Below are 19,222 nucleotides of genomic sequence, written 5' to 3'. Positions count from 1 at the left end.
ACTCCCCTCCTCTATGCCTAATTGTAGACATAGGGACGAGAGTTTACCCGCGGTTCCACCCTATTTGCAAATAACTCTATTATGAGTTATTGCCTCTTTCAAGCGATACACTCTGGAACGCCTTCCTTATCTGTTCATACCCTAGCTTCCACCATCCTAGGTTCGCTTTTATGAACTAAAGCGGATGTTCAAAAAGTCCGGTAAAAATGACACATCGAATTTCTTCGTTGGCTTGCTTTTCCGTTCCTTGGAAAAGAAAATCACTTTTCCTTCGTGCTAGAACATCTGCTCACGTATTAACTGCATACGTTCCGCTACTCAAAGCTGCACCGACTCGAACTTCTTGGTCCTTTTTATCCTTCTTTTTGCACACTCACTGTAATAAGTACTACTTTCCTTCACCGTGCAAATATTTTTAGATGAATTTCAAAAAGTAGCCAAATGATAAGACTTCGAATCTCTGCGGTCCTCAAGGCACTCTTTCCTTGACCTTCTCGCTTCTGATTCGTCAACTTTTTGAACTCTTATTTTAATTGAACTATATTCCAATTTCACTGCGATGTCAAGTGCGCCACGTTAGGTTAGACGTAAATTTTCAAGTTGGTCTAGGAATCGTTTAGACTTTAGATACAAGCCTGAATATTCCTCGTAGTACATGTCAATAACCATCTTCAATTCTTTCTTCGTTTCGTCTTTTACGGCAATTTTTCCTAATCGGTTTAAATCAAAATAATAAAATAAGCGCAACAATCGTATTGTTGCTTGCGATACTTTTAAATGATAGGGTTCTTTTTCATAACAACGGTGGCAAAGTAAGCCACCCTCTCTAACTGAAAAAGCAAATTCTCCCTCTGTACTGTTACAGTTTGTACATTCATTAAGTCGAGGATACAACCCAAGCAATGGCAGCATCTTAAGCTCATATATGTACAATAGAATATCAGGATCATACCCCTCATTTAAGTAATTTAGTGTTTGATACAACATTTCAAATAAAAACGGATTTGATCTCTTATCTTCAGTACATTTATCAGTTAACTCGACAACATAAGATGCATATGCCGTTAGGAAAATATCTTCCCGAATACTTCGGAAGGTTGAAATCGTTTCACCTTGTTGTAAAACACCTAAACCTGACGTCTTTTGAACTAAAAACTTTCCATATGTAAAAACCTGGGTAATGGCTGCGAGGCGACTACTAGGTTTCTTCGCACCTCTTGCCATTACCCCTATTTTCCCCCATTCACGGGTATACAAAGTTACGATTTTATTTGTTTCACCATAATCACTTGTTCTTATGATAATACCTTCGCATTTTTGTAGCACTACTGTCACCATCCGTTGGCAACTAGGCAATCCAATTACCATTGTTTATTTGCGTCATACATGCCTTATAAAGGTTTAGGACGCTTATTTTAGGATGGTCAAGTAATTGGAAAATCTATTTCTGCTAGCTCCTCACTTTGTGCCTCGGGTCTCTCTGTCTTCTCTTGTTCCAATTCCTTAAAAAGAAGATACGTATCAACATTACCTGTTTGACTAAACACCTTCCAGGTAAAATCTAACATAGTAACCCCACCTTTCTGTAATTTAAACACTAGCAAAGACTATTCCAATTTCATTCACTTGTAAGAATATCATGACCGAAAATCCTAAAAAACATGTTACATAAATTTTGCTAATCCGTGTATTTTTTTGGAATTTACGTATACTTAGACTTTAATATTCATCTTCCCTAAAGCCATAATCGCGAAGTTGAGAACTTTTGTTGCGCCAGTCCTTTTGAACCTTAACCCAAAGCTCTAGAAAAACTTTTGAACCGAGCAATGCTTCAATATCTGCTCTTGCTCGTTTTCCTACTTCTTTTAGCATACTGCCCTGCTTTCCAATTACGATTCCTTTTTGGGAATTACGTTCGACAATAATAGTAGCTCCAACGTACACCGTATTTCCACTTTCTCTTCTTTCGAGTGAATCCATTACAACTGCAATCGAGTGTGGGATTTCCTCTCTCGTTAGGTGAAGAACTTTTTCACGAATCAATTCCGTAATAATGAATCGCTCAGGATGGTCCGTTACCTGATCAGCAGGATAGTATTGAGGTCCCTCTGGTAAATAAACTTTGATCTGTTCAACTAATCTAGCGGTATTCGTTCCTTGGAGTGCTGAAATTGGAACTATTTCCTTAAATGGATAAAGTCCTTTGTACTTCTCGATCAACTCCAATAATTGGTCAGGATGTATTTGGTCTATCTTATTAACAACGAGAAAAACTGGTGTCTGAATATTTTTTAGTCGTTCAATAATGAACTCGTCCCCACGACCATAACCTTCTTCCGCATTGATCATAAATAAAACTAGATCAACTTCCTTAAGAGTGTTCTGAGCGACTTTCATCATAAAATCGCCTAGCTTATGCTTTGGCTTATGAATACCAGGCGTGTCAATAAAAATAATTTGAGAATTTTCTTCGGTATAAACACCTTGGACTTTATTTCGTGTCGTCTGTGGTTTATCACTCATTATAGCAATTTTTTGTCCAATAACATGATTTAAAAAAGTGGATTTTCCAACATTCGGTCGTCCTATTATTGAAACAAACCCTGATTTATAATTAGTCTTAGTTTCCATGTAAATCCTCCGGTGTAAATGCTCCTGGTAGCAGTTCATCAATTGTAATCTCTTGTACGTCACCTTTAAGATTCGATAAGAATACCTTTGTATCACGTCCACAAAGCTCTGAAATCACTTGACGACATGAGCCACAAGGCGGTACTGGTCGTTCTGTATCTGCAACTACAGCTATTGCTGCAAACTCTTTATCTCCTTCAGAAACAGCCTTAAATAGTGCTGTCCTTTCTGCACAGTTTGTTACACTGTATGCAGCATTTTCGATATTACAGCCATGGTACACTTTACCATCCTTTGTTAATATCGCAGCCCCTACTTTAAATTTTGAATATGGAACATATGCTAATTCTCTTGCTTTTTTCGCTTCGTTGATTAGTTCCTCTGTTTTCACTATTACTTCTTCCTTTCTTCGTATCTAAGTACGGAAGTGTATTTTCATTTTACATAAAAACGTTCACGAAATCATCGTTTATGTTTCATTTGTTACATAATTGTAAGAATTTTCTCTAAATTAGATAAGGTAGAAAAATGATGAATCCAACTAAAATGGAGATTATCGCATATATAAGAACAGCTCCGGCCGCAATATCTTTAGCCTTTTTGGCTAGGGGGTGATACTCATCCGTGACTAAATCAACCACTTTTTCAATTGCGGTATTTAGCATTTCTATTGCAAACATTCCACCGAATAAAAGGAGTACAATCAACCATTCTACCTTTGTAATATGAAACAAGAAACCACAAAAAATAACGATAACCGAGAAAAAAAAATGAATTTGCAGATTTCGTTCTGAAAAAAATGCTTCTCGCAAGCCTTGTAAAGCATACGAAAAGCTATTGATTAAGCGTGACCATTCATTCTTTTGTTTATCTTTCAAGACCATACGCCTCTAAAATTTCCTTTTGTCTTGAAAACATTTTTTCCTCATCTTGTTTTGTCATGTGGTCATAGCCAAGTAAATGCAAGAAACCATGGACAGCAAGGAAACCTAATTCCCTTGCAAAAGAATGACCATAATCTTCAGCCTGTTCCTTTGCTCTCGGAATCGAGATGATGATATCCCCTAATACTTTTGGTATGTCTTCACCGACAATCGCAATTTCCCCTTCACCCATCTCTTCCATAGCAAATGAAATGACATCAGTCGGTTGATCTTTGTCACGATATTCTCGGTTTATTTCTTTAATCCGTTCGTTATCAACAAACGTGACAGAAACCTCAGTTCCTTCACTGACTCCTTCTTTATCGGCAGCCAAAAATAATAGTTCTTGAACTAATCTACATTCTTCTTCTTTTACTTCACCAATTTCATCATTAAAATCAATTTCTAGTCTCATGCTTCCTTCACCTTCTGTTTTGTGGTCTCGGCAGGGTACTCAATTCTTGAATGAAAAATTCCCTTGAGTGATTCACAAAGTGTTTTCGCAACTACATCAAGCTCTTTAAGAGTTATATCGCATTCATCAAATTGTCCATCCTGTAAGCGGTCCGCAATAATGCTATTTACTAGAGATTCAATTTTATGTGGAGTAGGATTTGATAGAGACCTTACAGCTGCTTCAACACTATCTGCAATCCCAATCACCGCTGCCTCTTTGGTTTGTGCTTTTGGACCTACATATCTAAAATCTGATTCTAGGATATCGCGTTCACTTTGTTGTTTAGCTTTATGGAAAAAATATTTTAACAGTGTTGTACCATGATGCTGTTCTGCTATATCCACGATTTCTTTTGGCATCTTAAATTTTCTCAAAGTTTCTGCCCCGTCTGTAGCATGTGCTGTAATAATTGTTTTGCTAAGCTGCGGTGCAATCTTATCATGCGGATTTTCAATATTCATCTGATTCTCAATAAAGAAATGCGGGCGCTTTGTTTTTCCAATATCATGATAATACGATGACACTCTAGCTAATAATCCATTAGCCCCGATTGCTTCACAGGCAGATTCTGACAAATTCGCAACCATAACACTATGATGATAGGTTCCAGGAGCTTCTGTCAAAATTTTTCGCAGTAACGGGTGATTTGGGTTTGATAATTCAATTAATTTCATCGTTGATAAAATATTAAACCCTGCTTCAAAGAATGGTAGTAACCCAATCGTTAATACAGCAGCAATTACACCAGATAAAACGGCCATAATAATCGAAGAACCATAGTCTAGACTTGAATAATTACCGTTTTGCAATAACATTATGGAAAATATGACTAAGATATTGATTAAAGCTACGAAGAGTCCAGCTTGGAGAATTTTCCCCCTACGATTGTGCTTACTTAGGAAAAGTACCCCAGCTAAGCTGCCAAACAGGAAGTAGATCCCCGCTGAGAAATTAAGCGTGCCCGTCACACCTTCATTAAAGATAAGGCTTCCACAAACTGCAAAAACCATGCTTGAAAGTATTGCAACTTTTTCATTAATCAATAGCTTTATCAGCATTGCCCCCATTGCCACGGGCACAATATATCCTATATCAGAATAATCGATTTGTTGGAATAAACTAATACCCTTCATTAATAGAATGGTAATAGTAAAGATAATCGCAAAAATTAACAAATAGATATTCCGATGCCTATCAGTTGGAATCATCTCATTATGAAAATGATAAATTATCCCGGTAATAATTAATAGAATAATCAATAACAGGCCGATGAATGGCTGTATAGGGTTATTAGTGTTAGTCATACCAAGCAGCTCTAACTGACGATATATATCCCTAGTGATTAAGTGTCCTTCTTCAACAATAATTTGACCTTGTAGGATCTTAACCGGCTCGACTGCTTCAATCGCTTGCTGTCGCTTTTCTTCCGTGGCTTCAACATCATAATAGACATTTTGAACAACTGCAAAACGCGCCATTTCCCGCATTGGTTCTCGAAGAGCAGGATCTACACTTGAATAACGTAGTTCCTCCACTACCTTATTTTTTGCAGTCTCAACTTCAGAAGCTGGAATTCTTGTGTTCATCACATTATTAACTGCGGTGATAACTGCATCCTTTGTGCGTGATAATTGATTGGGACTAGCTGTTAATAATGCTGTAAGAACATCGTTTTGAATTCGATCAGTTAAATCTTGTGGAAGTTTTGTTTTTAAAATTTGTAACTTTTCAGAAGCTGTGAGCTGCTTTGGTTCTTCTCCTCGATCATCCTCCGAAAGGTTTTCCCACTCTTTGACCTTTGATTTGTGTATATCTATTGCTTCATTATTTGTTTCATCAATAGAATCAAAAATTGAAATGACTAGGTCAACTTGATTGTCTGCATAATCTGATTTGAGAGTGAAAACATCTTCAACCTCTTTTGCAGCTGCATCTTGTTTTGTTTTTGTGGCAACCTTATCCTCTATTGTCAAAGGTGAACGAATCGTCTGTTCAGACGGTTTTAAAGCTTCGATTTGTAAAACATCCGGTTTCACATTGCTAAACATGACTAAAAACATAATTCCCGCAAGGAGGATATATATCAAAATATGTAGGGATTGATAGCTTTTTAAGATGGACAACTTATGTTGCAGCTTATTCGGTTTCCTCATCTCTCTAACCTCCTTTAACCTGATTTTACCAGTTTCACTAATGGTAAAAAAGACCCATTTCGCATGGGTCTTGTCATGATTGTCCTGCTTCTGCCTTTTCATAAGCTTCAATGATACGAGCTACAAGTGGGTGACGTACTACATCAGACTGCTCTAAGAAGATAAAGGCAGAACCATATACGTCCTTCAGTATATCCATTACTTCATGTAATCCAGACTTTACCCCTCTAGGTAAATCGATTTGCGAGATATCCCCAGTAATGACCATTTTAGAGCCAAAACCAAGTCGTGTCAAAAACATCTTCATTTGGGCTAGTGTTGTGTTTTGAGCTTCGTCTAAAATGACGAAAGCATCATCAAGAGTACGCCCTCTCATATAGGCTAATGGAGCAATTTCAATTGTTCCTCTTTCTATTAGTCGTTCCGTATGTTCTGCTCCGAGTACGTCATGTAATCCATCATATAATGGTCTTAAATATGGATCGACTTTTTCTTTTAGATCTCCAGGTAAAAATCCTAAGCTTTCACCCGCTTCTACAGCAGGGCGGGTTAGAATAATTCGTTTGACCTGTCCATTTTTTAGTGCATTTACAGCCATTACTACGGCCAAATAAGTTTTTCCTGTACCTGCTGGACCAATCCCGAAAACTAAGTCATGCTGTTTGATGGCAGCTACATATTGGCGTTGTCCATGTGTTTTTACACGAATTGATTTTCCTTTTGCAGTTTTTGTGATTTCTTCATCATATAATTCTTCAAATGAATCTAAATTTCCATTCTTCGCCATTTGAATACAATAAATAACATCACGTTCACTTACTCGTATTCCTTTTCGAATTACCCCAAGAAGCTTTTCAATAATTTCTTCAACTAATTGAACACTTGTTAAATTTCCTGAAACATTAAGTGCCTCGCCTCTAGTTATAATTGAAACATTTAATTCCTCCTCGATCCTTTTAAGGTGGAGGTCATTGTTTCCAAACAGCACAAGTGCTTCGTTTGGATTTTCCAGTTGATGTTTACTCATTACTAAATCTTCTGACATCCTTTAGTCTCCTTGAACTAATGGTATCGTAGTGACGATATTCTCAATAACATTATATTTTATTTCCAATTTTACTTTACCATTGTTAATGGATTGACGCAAAACTTTTTCTTCAATAATTTCGGCATCACTATCCAAATCTTGTTCTAAAGCATTCCGACCTATTCTTTTTGCTTCTTCTACAGCCTCATTTGTTGTATATTTTCTTGTGATTTCTTCACTTTCTCGAATAGCCACTTTTTCATACGCAATTGGAAGTTCCCAATTAAAGAATTTGATATGTCTCTTATCTATTTCAGTTTGATATTCCTTATATTCAACTTTACCATATCCCCATACTGGAATACGTAAATCCCCTATCGAGATATAATGCTTTTTTTTATTTTCTCCTGTCATCACATTAAGTTTCGTTGTAATTTCTACCTCTACTGAAGACTTGTACCAAGTCTCGCCATAAATCTTCCCACGAGCAGGTACGTAGACTTCTTCTCCTTCTTTTCCAATTTTGCCCGAAACTAGTATGTCTCCTTTTTTAACAAGATCATTTACTGCTTTAACTGGTCTTCCTTCTTCGACAATTAATTTTTTGATAATAGCTGTTTTATTTGCAACAAGATTTCTTGGACTATACTGTTCCGGCGGGTCAGGTTGGTTCTTTTCAACAACCTCAAAATGATAGGTCGTCCCATTTAACTCCACACCAATCCAAGTAATATCGTTAATCGCTTCTTCTAAATGCCTTTGTAAGGACTCATTATCTTCAATAAAAAATTGAAGCTTCCCTTTTTCAACTCCAAGTTTCTTCAGCTCTTTAATAATTAAATGTTCTGTTTCTGGCTTAGCACCCTCTACTTTAATGCCCCATACCATATTTGATAACAAAGTAACAATGATAAGAAATAAAAAAGCTCCAATTAGAAATCCACTATTGTATATTGCCTTTTGAACGAGAAATGGCAATCCTTTTTTTCCAATAAAGCGAAGCTTACAATCATTTTTACGGACAACCCTTCGAATTTTTTTTATATCCTTTAAATACATAGAGAAGCTCAGGGCATGGGTTCCTGGCTTCTTTACATCCCACACGACAATTCCTTGTCGTACACATTCATTTATGAATCTCTCTGTACCTTTTCCAGTAATAACAGCTTTGACACTCCCACTAAAAAAGTGCATCCAATGATTTTTCATGCTTATCCCCCTACTGATTCATTGATTCAATTCTCAATATATTGCACATGTTCAATTTTTCCTTCGAGCATTATTTCCTCAGGTAAAATTGTTTTTATCACAAATGCATTTCCCTTTATCAGAAGTTGTCCTTGTTTCAGTAATAGCCGTACCTCTTTATCTGAAAAGGTTAATAATCCTCGATGATTTTCTATGTAAATATGTAATTGTCCAATCATGGTTATTCTTGGAAGATCCATCATGACGTCAGCAGGAAGTTCCATCTTGTTTGTAATCCAACTCTTCATTCGTTGACCTAGTTTTTTAGGCATAACAAAGAACCCCCTTTCATCTCATGTTTATGAGTGAAAAGGGGTTCTTAGTACATTTTTTAAGGAGGATGTAAATGAGACATCGAACTCCTGTGTTGGCTTACTTTCTCCGGTCCTCAAAGCTGCGCCGCCTTAAAATTCTTGGTCCTTTACATCCTCCTAGATGAGAGCACTAGTCTTAACGACGGATTTGGTATGGTTTTTTTGCTCTAGGCGGACCCAGAATCTCGGACCATATAATACCTTCTGCAACCTTGTTTTTCGAGTATGTTTTCGCTTGGCTTGATTCTCTAGAAGCAGTTGGTTTAACAACCTTTAGCAATGGTTCTTCTTCCCTGGTTACAGTTTCCGTCTCTGTATAGACGCCCTGCTGTTGAAGCTCTAGATAACGATCATAAAACGTATTTGGAACTTGAGTATCGGGAATCTCTTCTGGTTCTACTTCAGTTTCATATTTTGTTTCAACCTGATATTCATCTTTTTCAGGTTTACGTTCTTGGTCAAACGGATTAAACTGTTTTGGCATTGGAACCGGGGTTGTAGGTTCTGACTCCCCTCTGGTAAATCGCCTGAACGTATTAAAAACAAAACCGATTATAATGACCACAATCCAAGCATTTGCCATTACAAATTCAATCAAGTCTTGCAAAGGTGATTCCACAATGTAAACCTCCCTTCAAATTTTGAGGTTTATTTCAGTTTATTATTATTTTTCTTCATCTTCTGGATGTGTGCTTTTACCAATTGAATTTCTCATATCAGTATCAGCCATGATATTCTTAAGGTTCGTATAATCGAGTACTCCTAAGTTACCTGAACGTAATGCTTCTGCCATAGCAAGAGGTACTTCTGCTTCTGCTTCCACAACCTTCGCTTTCATTTCCTCAACGCGAGCGCGCATTTCTTGTTCACTTGCAACCGCCATAGCGCGACGTTCTTCAGCTTTCGCTTGAGCAATTTTCTTATCTGCTTCGGCCTGGTCTGTTTGAAGCACAGCACCAATGTTTTTACCAATATCAATATCGGCGATATCAATGGAAAGAATTTCGAATGCAGTACCTGCATCAAGTCCTTTTGCAAGAACGGTTTGAGAGATCATATCTGGATTTTCAAGTACTTTTTTATGGTCAGTTTGTGAACCAATTGTACTAACGATACCTTCACCTACACGGGCAATAACAGTTTCTTCTCCTGCTCCCCCGACCAAGCGGTCAATATTCGCACGCACAGTGATACGTGCTTTCGCTTTAACTTCGATACCATCCATTGCCACACCAGAGATAAATGGTGTTTCAATAACCTTTGGATTAACACTCATTTGAACGGCCTCTAGCACGTCACGACCTGCTAAATCGATTGCAGCTGCCCTTTCGAAAGTTAATTCAATGTTCGCACGTTGTGCAGCGATTAACGCGTTTACGACGCGGTCAACATTACCACCTGCCAAATAGTGACTCTCCAGTTGGTTTGTATTAAGATTTAGTCCTGCTTTTTGGGCCTTAATTAAAGGGATAATGACACGGTTTGGGATAACCCGACGCAATCTCATCCCAATCAATGTAAAGATACTTACACGGACACCCGCAGCCAGTGCAGAAATCCATAGTGCAACTGGCACAAATGTAAATAGTACAGCTAATAAAATAATACCAAGTGCAACTAATATTAGAATTGTTATCATACCTGTTGGCATTCTAATTTTCCTCCTAGATTAAGTTTATTTATCAATATCAGTAACCTCTCGAACAACAATTCGAGAACCTTCTGTTTTGATCACTTCAATTTTTGTGTCTTTCTCAATGTAATTCCCTTGTGAGACAACATCTAGTCTTTCTTCACCAATGATTGCTGTACCAGAAGGTCTTAAGGTTGTTAAGGCCATTCCTCGTTTTCCAATTAAATCATCACGATTCTTATTTGACACATACCCGCTTTCAGTATTGGTAGAATCGAAGAGAATAATCTTTTTAAAGGCATGTAATTTCTTTCCGAATATTTTAACTAAAATAATTGAAACAATGACAGTAGCTACTAAAGCAACTAATAATGAAACTCCAATAACCATAACACTACTCCCTGCCAAGAAAAAGCTTGTTAAAATTGCTCCTAAACCTATCAAGCCTATGATCCCCCCCGGCAATACAAACTCCAATAGAACTAACACAATTCCAATTACAAAAAGGATAATGGACTCCATACCAGCTAGTCCCGCTACCAAATGTCCGTAGAAAAAGAGTAGTAGCGATGATATCCCCATTATACCTGGAATACCAAATCCCGGTGAGTAAAGTTCAACAACTAAACCTAAACTTCCAATTGTTAATAAGATCGAAACGACAATTGGGTTCGTAATAAAGCGTGCAATTTTTTCTGCTAAGCTAAGTTCAGCTTCTTCAACTGCAGCCTTTTCATAGCCAATTGTCTTTAGTAAATCTCCTCGATTCTTTACAACACCTTCTGCGTACCCAACTTCGAGAGCCTGATTTGCAGTTAAAGTGAGAAATTTACCTTTTTCAGCACCTAGTTCTGGCAGGTCTATTTCTTTGTCGGCCATTGCTAATGCATAAATCGGATCACGACCATTGTTTTCAGCAGCGCCTTTCATCGCTGAAAGCCAGTAAGAAACGGCTTTTTCATCAGCAGTATTCCCTGCCTGGTCGATTATTCCTGCTGCCCCCATTCTTCCATTCTCAGACATATAAATCTCATCGGCATTTAAGGCGATAAAAGCACCTGCAGAGATGGCGTCGTTATTGACAAAAGCAACGGTAGGAATAGCTGCTTCCTGTATTCGTTTTCCAATTTGAGTTGCTGCATCAACAGCCCCACCAGGAGTATTTATCTCAAGAATGATGACATTGGCTCCTTTCTCCTCAGCATCGGTAATCGAGCGATCAATAAAAGCATGTAAGCCTTTTTCAACCGTTTCTTCCAACGGAATAATGTAAACTACCTGATCTGTTGCACTTAAGCTTTTATTGGGCGTTAGTGTAAGGAGTAAAGGTAAAACAATAATGGAAAGATACAAAAATATTCTCAATCTTTTCAAGGCGTTCCCCCCCTCTCTATTTATTTTTACGACTTGATAGTATGTTATACGATTGAGATGTAAGCGAGGTTTCAATATTTTGTGTAATTCTATACATTATTTTCGTTGGTAATTCTTGGGTTTTGTATGTATGGAGATGAAGATCAAGGCCAGCGAAACGAGCAATTTATTTCCTCCCATATAAGAAAAACACCTTACACAATGTAAGGTGCTTTGTTTAAGATAGTTGCTGTTGAACAAGTTTGTTGATGAGACTGCCATCAGCCTTCCCTTTTACTTTTGGCATAATTGCAGCCATCACTTTGCCCATGTCAGCTTTTGAAGAAGCATTGACCTCTTGTACTGTTGCTTTCACAATCTCAACAAGTTCCTCTTCGGATAATTGCTCTGGAAGGTATACTTCTAATATCTCAATTTCAGTTTGAATTTTATTAACAAGATCTTCACGACCAGCGTTACTAAATTCGCGGAGGGAATCTTTTCGTTGTTTTAATTCACGAGTAAGAACAGTTAGTTCTGCTTCTTCTGATAGCTCATTGGTACCAAGCTTAATGCCTTCGTTTTGAAGAGCAGCCTTAACCATTCGAATAACAGATAGCTTATCTTTCTCTTTATTCTTCATCGCTGTTTTCATATCATTATTTAAACGCTCGAGAAGACTCATAAAACTACACCCTCTTTTAGTATTTGCGCTTTCTAGCAGCTTCAGATTTCTTCTTACGCTTTACGCTAGGCTTTTCATAGAATTCGCGCTTTCTAGCTTCTTGAATAGTACCTGATTTAGATACAGTACGTTTGAAGCGGCGAAGAGCATCTTCAAGCGATTCGTTTTTACGAACGACCGTTTTTGACATTCTAATTCCCTCCCTCCGAAAACAACCACTAACATCTAATTAAGACACATGTTCCATTGGTTCTCTTAGTGTCGATAGCTAAATATCGTCTAAAAAATAAACATGTACTTTGCAATTATAATATATGCATGTTTTTTGGTCAACTATTTATCACAATTGAACACTAGAAAGTAGTTCATATTCAATAGTTTTGATAAAGTTTTATGCTCTATTCCTACTAAATCCTTACTTTTTACAGTTTGTTACTTATTCCAAAAATTTAACAAGTAAAAAGTTTAATAAATTGAAATAGTCATTTTCAAGCAGCCTTGTCCATACAATGTGATAGGGGTGAAGATGAATGATTGAACTTATATCATTATTTGCTGTATTTATCGCCATTTTCTTATTTGGTATGACTGTTATGAGGACAGGCTTATATAATCTGACAGGCGAAAAATTAAGAGTATGGTTAATTCGTTTTACAAATAATCCGATAAAAGGTTTATTAACTGGCATGATCATTACAGCAATTATCCACAGCAGTTCTGCTGTTATGGTTCTTGTTGTTGGATTAATTGCTACTGGATATTTAACCTTTAAACAATCGTTTGGAATTATTCTTGGGACAAATATAGGCACGACATTTACTGCAGAAATGATCACTATTGATATATTCGAATGGATTGTCCCAATATTAATCATAGGATTTTTATGTTTATTTGTTCGAAATCAGCAGGTTTTTAGTTTTGGTGCCTTTTTGTTTGGGTTGGGATGCATGTTTGTGGCAATGAATGGATTCGAACAACTCGCAAGACCTATAGGAGATTTCCCCTCAATTTATACTTTTTTTCAGCAGACAAACCAAAGTAATCTCTTTGGTGTAGGGGTTGGAACCATTTTAACTTCTATTATTCAATCAAGTACAGCGACAACTGGAATTATTATGGGGTTTATGAATGAACAACTATTAACTTTAAATGCAGGAATCGCCGTATTACTTGGTGCGAATATAGGAACTTGTATTACAGCGTTTATAGCAAGTATTGGGAGTAAGCATGAAGCAAAATTAGCGGCATATGCTCATATTTGGGTGAATGTAATCGGGGTAACCTTATTTTTCCCGTTTATTAATGTACTTGGTCAAATCGCCATGTTACTCACATCACATCCTGATGTGCAAATCGCACACGTTAGTTTAATCTTTAACGTCCTCAGTTCACTCCTATTTTTACCATTTGCAGGAGTTTTAACAGATTTTATCACGAAAGTACATAGAACTACATAAAAAGCTGGCCATTTGGCCAGCTTTTTTTCTTTATTAGTAATCTGAAGAACCAGTTAATCCATTGACGATTGCAACACCCGCACTCGCACCGATTCTGGTTGCCCCAGCATCAATCATATCTTGAGTTCCCTTCACATCACGAACACCACCGGATGCTTTTACCCCGATATCGGGACCTACTGTTTTACGCATTAAACGAATATCTTCCACTGTAGCACCGCCTGTTGAGAAACCAGTTGATGTTTTAACAAAATCAGCTCCAGCTTTGACGGAAAGCTCACAAGCTCTTACCTTTTCCTCTTCAGTTAGCAAAGATGTCTCGATAATAACCTTAGTAAGTGCCTTACCTTTCGCTGCTTCAACAACCATACGAATGTCTTTTTCAACTAATTCGTCATTTTTATCCTTCAAAGCACCGATATTGATTACCATATCAACTTCAGTAGCTCCTTTTTCAATTGCATCCTTTGTTTCAAATGCCTTTGTTTCAGAAGTACTAGCTCCTAATGGAAAACCAATAACCGTACAAACCTTTACATCTGAACCATTTAACAAGCTTGCTGCTGTTTCCACCCATGTTGGATTTACACAAACTGACATGAACCCATATTCTTTAGCTTCTGCACAAAGGGTTTCAATCTGTGCTTTCGTAGTATCCGCTTTTAATGCTGTATGATCAATCATTTTTGCAATATTTGTCATTATGTATTTCTCCCTTCAACTTTCAGTTGTACGTACCTCTAACATCATATCATTGTTGCAATAGCTTGACTAGCACTTCTCTTTCATATTATGCGATAAAAAAAAGAAGCTAATCCAACGATTAACTTCTTTACGTTATTCTAATCTTTATGCAGTCGTTCTTTGTTCTTGTTCAACCGAAAGTTCTTCTTCGACTTTTACAAATTTACCTTCGTTATATGGATAACCGGCTTTTGTAATTTTCACTTTTACGATTTTTCCAATCATATCTTCAGTGGCATCGAACTTTACTTTCAAATAATTATCGGTATACCCGATGTATAGACCGCTTGCCGGGTCATCTTTGTCAATTTCCTCTGGAATTACCTCTAGTACTTCGCCTTCGTAATTAGACGCATACTCCTTCGCTAATTGGTCAGATAGTGAAATTAAACGGTGTACACGCTCGTTTTTCACTTCTTCATCAATTTGGTCTTCCATTCTAGCGGCTGGTGTACCAGTACGCTTTGAATATGGGAAAACGTGTAATTCAGAGAATTTATGTTCGTTAATAAAGTTATAAGTTTCCATAAACTCTTCTTCCGTTTCTCCAGGAAAACCAACAATAACATCTGATGTAATTGCCAATCCTGGTAAAGCCTGACGTAATTTTGTAAGACGTTCAGCAAAGAACTCCATTGTATATTTACGTCTCATACGCTTTAACACGGTGTTTGAGCCCGATTGTAATGGAACATGTAGATGTCTAACTACTTTTTCGGAGTTATCTAACACTTCAATAATTTCATCTGTAATTTGGCTAGCTTCAATGGAAGAAATACGAATCCTCTTAAGTCCTATCACCTTTGATTCTAGGTCACGTAAAAGAGCTGCGAGATTGTAATCTTTCATATCTTCCCCATAGCCACCTGTGTGGATTCCAGTTAAAACAATCTCTTTATAGCCTGCATTCACAAGCTGTTGTGCTTGTTTGATAACCTCTTGTGGGTCACGAGAACGCATTAAACCACGTGCCCATGGAATGATACAGAACGTACAGAAATTATTACAACCTTCTTGAATTTTTAATGAAGCACGCGTACGGTCAGTAAATGCAGGTACATCAAGTTCTTCATATACACGTGTTTTCATTATATTTCCAACACCATTTATCGGTTGTCGCTCTTCTTTGTATTGCTCGATATATTCAAGCATCTTCTTACGATCCTGTGTACCTACGACAATATCAACGCCAGGAATCGCCATGATTTCCGCTGGTGATGTTTGTGCATAACAGCCTGTAACACAAATAACAGCATCAGGATTTTTACGGATTGCTCTACGAATAACCTGTCTACTCTTTTTGTCCCCTGTATTTGTAACAGTGCAAGTGTTAATTACATACACATCAGCAGTGCTTTCAAACTCAGTACGCTCATAGCCAGACTCTTTAAAAAGCTGCCATATGGCTTCTGTTTCATAATGATTTACTTTACATCCTAATGTATGGAATGCAACTAATGACATGATTGTCACCTCGCTAATTCAAAATGATATGATACAGCTGATAAAACATATAGTGGTGCTGTTTCAGTACGTAAGATTCTTGGTCCAAAGCTGCAGGAAATAAACTCATTTTCGATTAATGAGGAAACCTCTTTTTCGGTTAGTCCTCCTTCAGGCCCTATCACAACAAAAAGAGATTCCCCATTTTGCATTTGTGATAAAAGACGTGCCAAATTAGAGTTTTCACCGCGCTTTGCATCCTCTTCATAAGCTACTACCTTATAAGTATAAGATTGACTAAAGGACAATAGTTCTCGGAATGATAATGGTTTGGTAACGTTTGGAACCATTCCGCGATGGGATTGCTCAGCTGCTTCTTTTGCAATTTTCCCCCATCGTTCAACCTTTTTTTGTCCTTTTTTTTCATCCCATTTGACGATTGAACGTGCCGCAACAAAAGGGACAAACTCAGATGCCCCAAGCTCCGTCCCTTTTTGGATTACATATTCAAGCTTATCCCCTTTTGGTAGTCCGCTTGCAATACATACCTTAATGGGAAGCTCATTCGAGTTCTCTACCCATTCTACAACATTTGCCAAAACTGTATCATTGGTAATTTCAGTAATTGTACAAATAGCTACTCTACCATTATAACAACAAAAAATAGAGTCTCCAACTGACATTCTCATAACTCGTGTTATATGGTGTACATCTTCACCTGTAATTGTAGCTTGTGTTTCGTTAATATGATCGACGAAATATCTTTGCATTTATTCTTCCACCACCTGCAAATATCCTTATTCGCTTATCTTTCTAGCAATCATTGATACCCAGTCTTCCATAACAAGTACTTCCTCAATCTCGAATCCGGATGCTAGAAGACTGTCCTTTACTTCTTGTTTTTTCGTATTAATAATCCCAGAAACAATGAAAGCTCCATTCGGTTTTAGGATTTTTGATGCATCATCAGTGAAACGGACAATAATTTCAGCAAGGATATTCGCTACAATGAGATCCACAGGTCCCTCAATACCATCAAGGAGATTATTTTGAGAGACAGTAACTTTATCATGAACCTTGTTTAATTTAATATTGAGTTTTGCACTTTCAACTGCAACTGTGTCTAAATCAAGTGCTTTGATAGAACTAGCACCTAGCATTGCTGCTGCAATACTTAACACACCCGAACCGGTACCGACATCGATAATTGTATCTCCGTCCTTAACTGTTCGTTCTAAAGCTTGAATACTCATGACAGTAGTAGGGTGTGTACCTGTTCCGAAAGCCATGCCTGGGTCTAATTCAATTATTAATTCATCACTATGAACAGGCTCGTACATCTCCCAAGTAGGCACGATTGTAAATCTCTCAGAGATTTTTACAGGATGATAATACTTCTTCCATGCTGTGGCCCACTCTTCCTCATGTACTTCACTAATAGTGACTTTATTATGGCCCAAGTCTATATCAAAAAGCAAAAGATTGTTAATTGCTTCTTTTATCTCTTCAACAGTTTCACCTAAAAAACTATTAACTGGGAGGTACGCCTTAACGATAACACCTTCATCAGGATAGTCATCAGGATTGAGTTGGTAGATCTCACCAAACACATTTTCACGTTCTTTTGTTAAGTCAAATGGATCCTCAATGACAACTCCACTTGCACCTGCCTCATGAAGTATATTTGATACCGGCTCCACTGCCTCTTGTGTAGTGTGAATACTAATTTCAGACCATTTCATTACTACCAACTCCAATCCATTTGTTAAAAAGTTACTAAACCATTCTGTATCATTCGCCTTTAAAAGCTCGTTTTACCTTCGCGAAAAAATTATCATGTTGTTCATCTGGAGCTTCATTACCGCTTATTTCCGTAAATTCACGAAGCAATTGTTTTTGCTTTTCAGACAACTTTGTTGGGGTAATAACCCGAACCCGAATATGTTGATCTCCTTGACCATATCCACGAACATTTGGGACACCCTTGCCTCTAAGTCGGAATTTTGTTCCAGTCTGAGTGCCCGCAGGTATCTTAAGCTTTACCTTCCCATGAAGAGTAGGCACTTCAATTTCATCACCTAATGCAGCTTGCGCAAAGGTTAGTGGCATTTCACAGAAAATATCGTCTCCGTCACGCTCAAAAAACTCATGTGATTGAACATGGAACACAACGTATAGATCCCCTGGAGGTCCTCCGTTTACACCTGGTTCACCTTGACCTGATACGCGAAGCTGTTGGCCATCATCAATACCAGCTGGAATTTTCACATGAATTTTCTTTCGTTTTTTCACTTTACCCGTTCCACTACATGTAGAACATTTATCCTTAATAAATTTACCTGTTCCACTACAATGGTGACAAACACGTCTGTTTACAATTCTTCCGAAAGCTGTGTTTTGTTCAACATTGATTTGACCCGAACCTCCACAGTGTGAACATTCTTGTGGGTTTGTTCCAGGTTTTGCACCTGACCCATGACAGGTTGAACATTCTTCCTCTCTCGGAATTTCAATGTCTGTTTCCTTACCAAAAACAGCCTCTTCAAACTTAAGTGTCATTGTATATTGTAAATCTGCCCCTTGACGTGGTGCATTTGGGTCTCTTCTTCTAGTTCCGCCACCAAAGATTGAGCTGAAGATATCTTCGAAACCAAAGCCACCACCAAAATCTGCACCTCCACCAAAGCCGCCGAATCCTTGATTTGGATCTGAATGGCCAAATTGGTCATAATGAGCACGTTTGTTATCGTCTGTTAAGGCATCGTAAGCCTCTGTTATTTCCTTAAATTTATCTGCAGCATCTGCTTCTTTATTGATATCGGGGTGATATTTTTTTGATAATTTTCGATATGCTTTTTTAATTTCGTCTTTACTAGCATTTTTCGAAACCCCGAGTACCTCATAATAATCTCTTTTACTCATTGAATCCACTCCCGCATCATTCACATAAAGAATATTGTATCATTTAATTTTATGAAAAGGCAATAATACTTGTTTCAAGCTTCAAGTTCATAATTGTCAAACTTTTAAGAGGTATCCACTTTAAACAAAAAAAGTCAAAGCCAAGACAGGCCTGACTGGACTAACCTAAAATAGTGAGACAATATAAAACACCTCCAAAATGGCAATACTTGAGATAAGTATTGTGACATTA

At 37.5% G+C, this 19,222-nt stretch carries 21 protein-coding genes; 1 reads left to right on the top strand and 20 read right to left on the bottom strand.

What is annotated here, in order from left to right:
• Positions 1 to 576: 576 nt before the first annotated feature.
• The 15 genes from recO to rpsU all read right to left on the bottom strand — a co-directional run bounded on the left by recO (position 577) and on the right by rpsU (position 12,614).
• Positions 577 to 1,326 (bottom strand): DNA repair protein RecO, encoded by a 750-nt coding sequence (gene recO, locus ACR65M_RS17005; protein ID WP_440273878.1) that lies wholly within the window; start codon positions 1,324 to 1,326, stop codon positions 577 to 579.
• Positions 1,327 to 1,424: 98 nt separating this feature from the next.
• Positions 1,425 to 1,568, bottom strand: a complete 144-nt coding sequence (locus tag ACR65M_RS17000; RefSeq protein ID WP_099352231.1) for a YqzL family protein — start codon at positions 1,566 to 1,568, stop codon at positions 1,425 to 1,427.
• Positions 1,569 to 1,719: 151 nt separating this feature from the next.
• On the bottom strand, positions 1,720 to 2,631 hold the full coding sequence (gene era, locus ACR65M_RS16995) for a GTPase Era (RefSeq protein WP_341330837.1): 912 nt from the start codon (positions 2,629 to 2,631) through the stop codon (positions 1,720 to 1,722).
• Positions 2,621 to 3,022, bottom strand: a complete 402-nt coding sequence (locus tag ACR65M_RS16990; protein WP_121447240.1) for a cytidine deaminase — start codon at positions 3,020 to 3,022, stop codon at positions 2,621 to 2,623. Before ACR65M_RS16990 ends, era begins: the two co-directional genes overlap by 11 nt.
• 115 nt (positions 3,023 to 3,137) lie before the next feature.
• The gene (locus tag ACR65M_RS16985; protein ID WP_341330836.1) at positions 3,138 to 3,515 is read right to left on the bottom strand and encodes a diacylglycerol kinase family protein; all 378 of its coding nucleotides are present in this window, start codon (positions 3,513 to 3,515) and stop codon (positions 3,138 to 3,140) included.
• Entirely contained in the window at positions 3,499 to 3,969 is a 471-nt protein-coding gene (ybeY, locus tag ACR65M_RS16980) for an rRNA maturation RNase YbeY (protein ID WP_440273864.1), read from the bottom strand. Before ybeY ends, ACR65M_RS16985 begins: the two co-directional genes overlap by 17 nt.
• Positions 3,966 to 6,164 carry an HD family phosphohydrolase gene (locus tag ACR65M_RS16975; RefSeq protein WP_440273863.1) on the bottom strand — a complete coding sequence of 733 codons (2,199 nt, stop codon included), beginning with the start codon at positions 6,162 to 6,164 and terminating at the stop codon, positions 3,966 to 3,968. Before ACR65M_RS16975 ends, ybeY begins: the two co-directional genes overlap by 4 nt.
• 73 nt (positions 6,165 to 6,237) lie before the next feature.
• Positions 6,238 to 7,209: a PhoH family protein gene (locus ACR65M_RS16970; protein WP_341330833.1), complete on the bottom strand. Its 972-nt coding sequence runs from the start codon at positions 7,207 to 7,209 to the stop codon at positions 6,238 to 6,240.
• Positions 7,210 to 7,212: 3 nt separating this feature from the next.
• Entirely contained in the window at positions 7,213 to 8,400 is a 1,188-nt protein-coding gene (yqfD, locus tag ACR65M_RS16965; protein WP_440273862.1) for a sporulation protein YqfD, read from the bottom strand.
• Between the two features lie 26 nt (positions 8,401 to 8,426).
• Positions 8,427 to 8,711, bottom strand: a complete 285-nt coding sequence (gene yqfC / locus ACR65M_RS16960) for a sporulation protein YqfC (protein WP_341330831.1) — start codon at positions 8,709 to 8,711, stop codon at positions 8,427 to 8,429.
• 178 nt (positions 8,712 to 8,889) lie between these two features.
• Positions 8,890 to 9,372 carry a YqfB family membrane protein gene (locus tag ACR65M_RS16955; protein ID WP_440273861.1) on the bottom strand — a complete coding sequence of 161 codons (483 nt, stop codon included), beginning with the start codon at positions 9,370 to 9,372 and terminating at the stop codon, positions 8,890 to 8,892.
• Between the two features lie 45 nt (positions 9,373 to 9,417).
• Positions 9,418 to 10,404: a flotillin-like protein FloA gene (floA, locus tag ACR65M_RS16950; RefSeq protein ID WP_341330829.1), complete on the bottom strand. Its 987-nt coding sequence runs from the start codon at positions 10,402 to 10,404 to the stop codon at positions 9,418 to 9,420.
• A gap of 24 nt (positions 10,405 to 10,428) precedes the next feature.
• Positions 10,429 to 11,760, bottom strand: coding sequence for an NfeD family protein (locus ACR65M_RS16945; RefSeq protein ID WP_341330828.1), 1,332 nt, complete (start codon positions 11,758 to 11,760; stop codon positions 10,429 to 10,431).
• A gap of 217 nt (positions 11,761 to 11,977) precedes the next feature.
• On the bottom strand, positions 11,978 to 12,424 hold the full coding sequence (locus ACR65M_RS16940) for a GatB/YqeY domain-containing protein (RefSeq protein WP_341330827.1): 447 nt from the start codon (positions 12,422 to 12,424) through the stop codon (positions 11,978 to 11,980).
• Positions 12,425 to 12,440: 16 nt separating this feature from the next.
• A complete protein-coding gene (gene rpsU / locus ACR65M_RS16935; RefSeq protein ID WP_010678174.1) occupies positions 12,441 to 12,614 on the bottom strand; it encodes a 30S ribosomal protein S21 in 174 nt (57 codons plus the stop codon).
• Between the two features lie 340 nt (positions 12,615 to 12,954).
• On the opposite strand from rpsU, the gene ACR65M_RS16930 reads away from it, so the two are divergent.
• Positions 12,955 to 13,881, top strand: a complete 927-nt coding sequence (locus ACR65M_RS16930; RefSeq protein ID WP_341330826.1) for a Na/Pi symporter — start codon at positions 12,955 to 12,957, stop codon at positions 13,879 to 13,881.
• Positions 13,882 to 13,914: 33 nt separating this feature from the next.
• Here the strand turns inward: ACR65M_RS16930 and deoC are convergent, their stop codons facing one another.
• From deoC to dnaJ, 5 genes are all read right to left on the bottom strand, one after another.
• Positions 13,915 to 14,583, bottom strand: a complete 669-nt coding sequence (gene deoC / locus ACR65M_RS16925) for a deoxyribose-phosphate aldolase (protein ID WP_341330825.1) — start codon at positions 14,581 to 14,583, stop codon at positions 13,915 to 13,917.
• 147 nt (positions 14,584 to 14,730) lie between these two features.
• Positions 14,731 to 16,089, bottom strand: coding sequence for a tRNA (N(6)-L-threonylcarbamoyladenosine(37)-C(2))-methylthiotransferase MtaB (mtaB, locus tag ACR65M_RS16920; protein WP_341330824.1), 1,359 nt, complete (start codon positions 16,087 to 16,089; stop codon positions 14,731 to 14,733).
• Between the two features lie 5 nt (positions 16,090 to 16,094).
• On the bottom strand, positions 16,095 to 16,838 hold the full coding sequence (locus tag ACR65M_RS16915; protein WP_341330823.1) for a 16S rRNA (uracil(1498)-N(3))-methyltransferase: 744 nt from the start codon (positions 16,836 to 16,838) through the stop codon (positions 16,095 to 16,097).
• Positions 16,839 to 16,865: 27 nt separating this feature from the next.
• Positions 16,866 to 17,810, bottom strand: a complete 945-nt coding sequence (prmA, locus tag ACR65M_RS16910; protein WP_440273860.1) for a 50S ribosomal protein L11 methyltransferase — start codon at positions 17,808 to 17,810, stop codon at positions 16,866 to 16,868.
• 49 nt (positions 17,811 to 17,859) lie between these two features.
• Positions 17,860 to 18,990: a molecular chaperone DnaJ gene (dnaJ, locus tag ACR65M_RS16905; protein ID WP_341330821.1), complete on the bottom strand. Its 1,131-nt coding sequence runs from the start codon at positions 18,988 to 18,990 to the stop codon at positions 17,860 to 17,862.
• Positions 18,991 to 19,222: the final 232 nt, after the last annotated feature.

Source organism: Ferdinandcohnia sp. SAFN-114 (assembly GCF_059415045.1).
The sequence above is the reverse complement of the archived record's forward strand: the minus strand, read 5'-3'. Positions and strand labels throughout refer to the sequence as shown.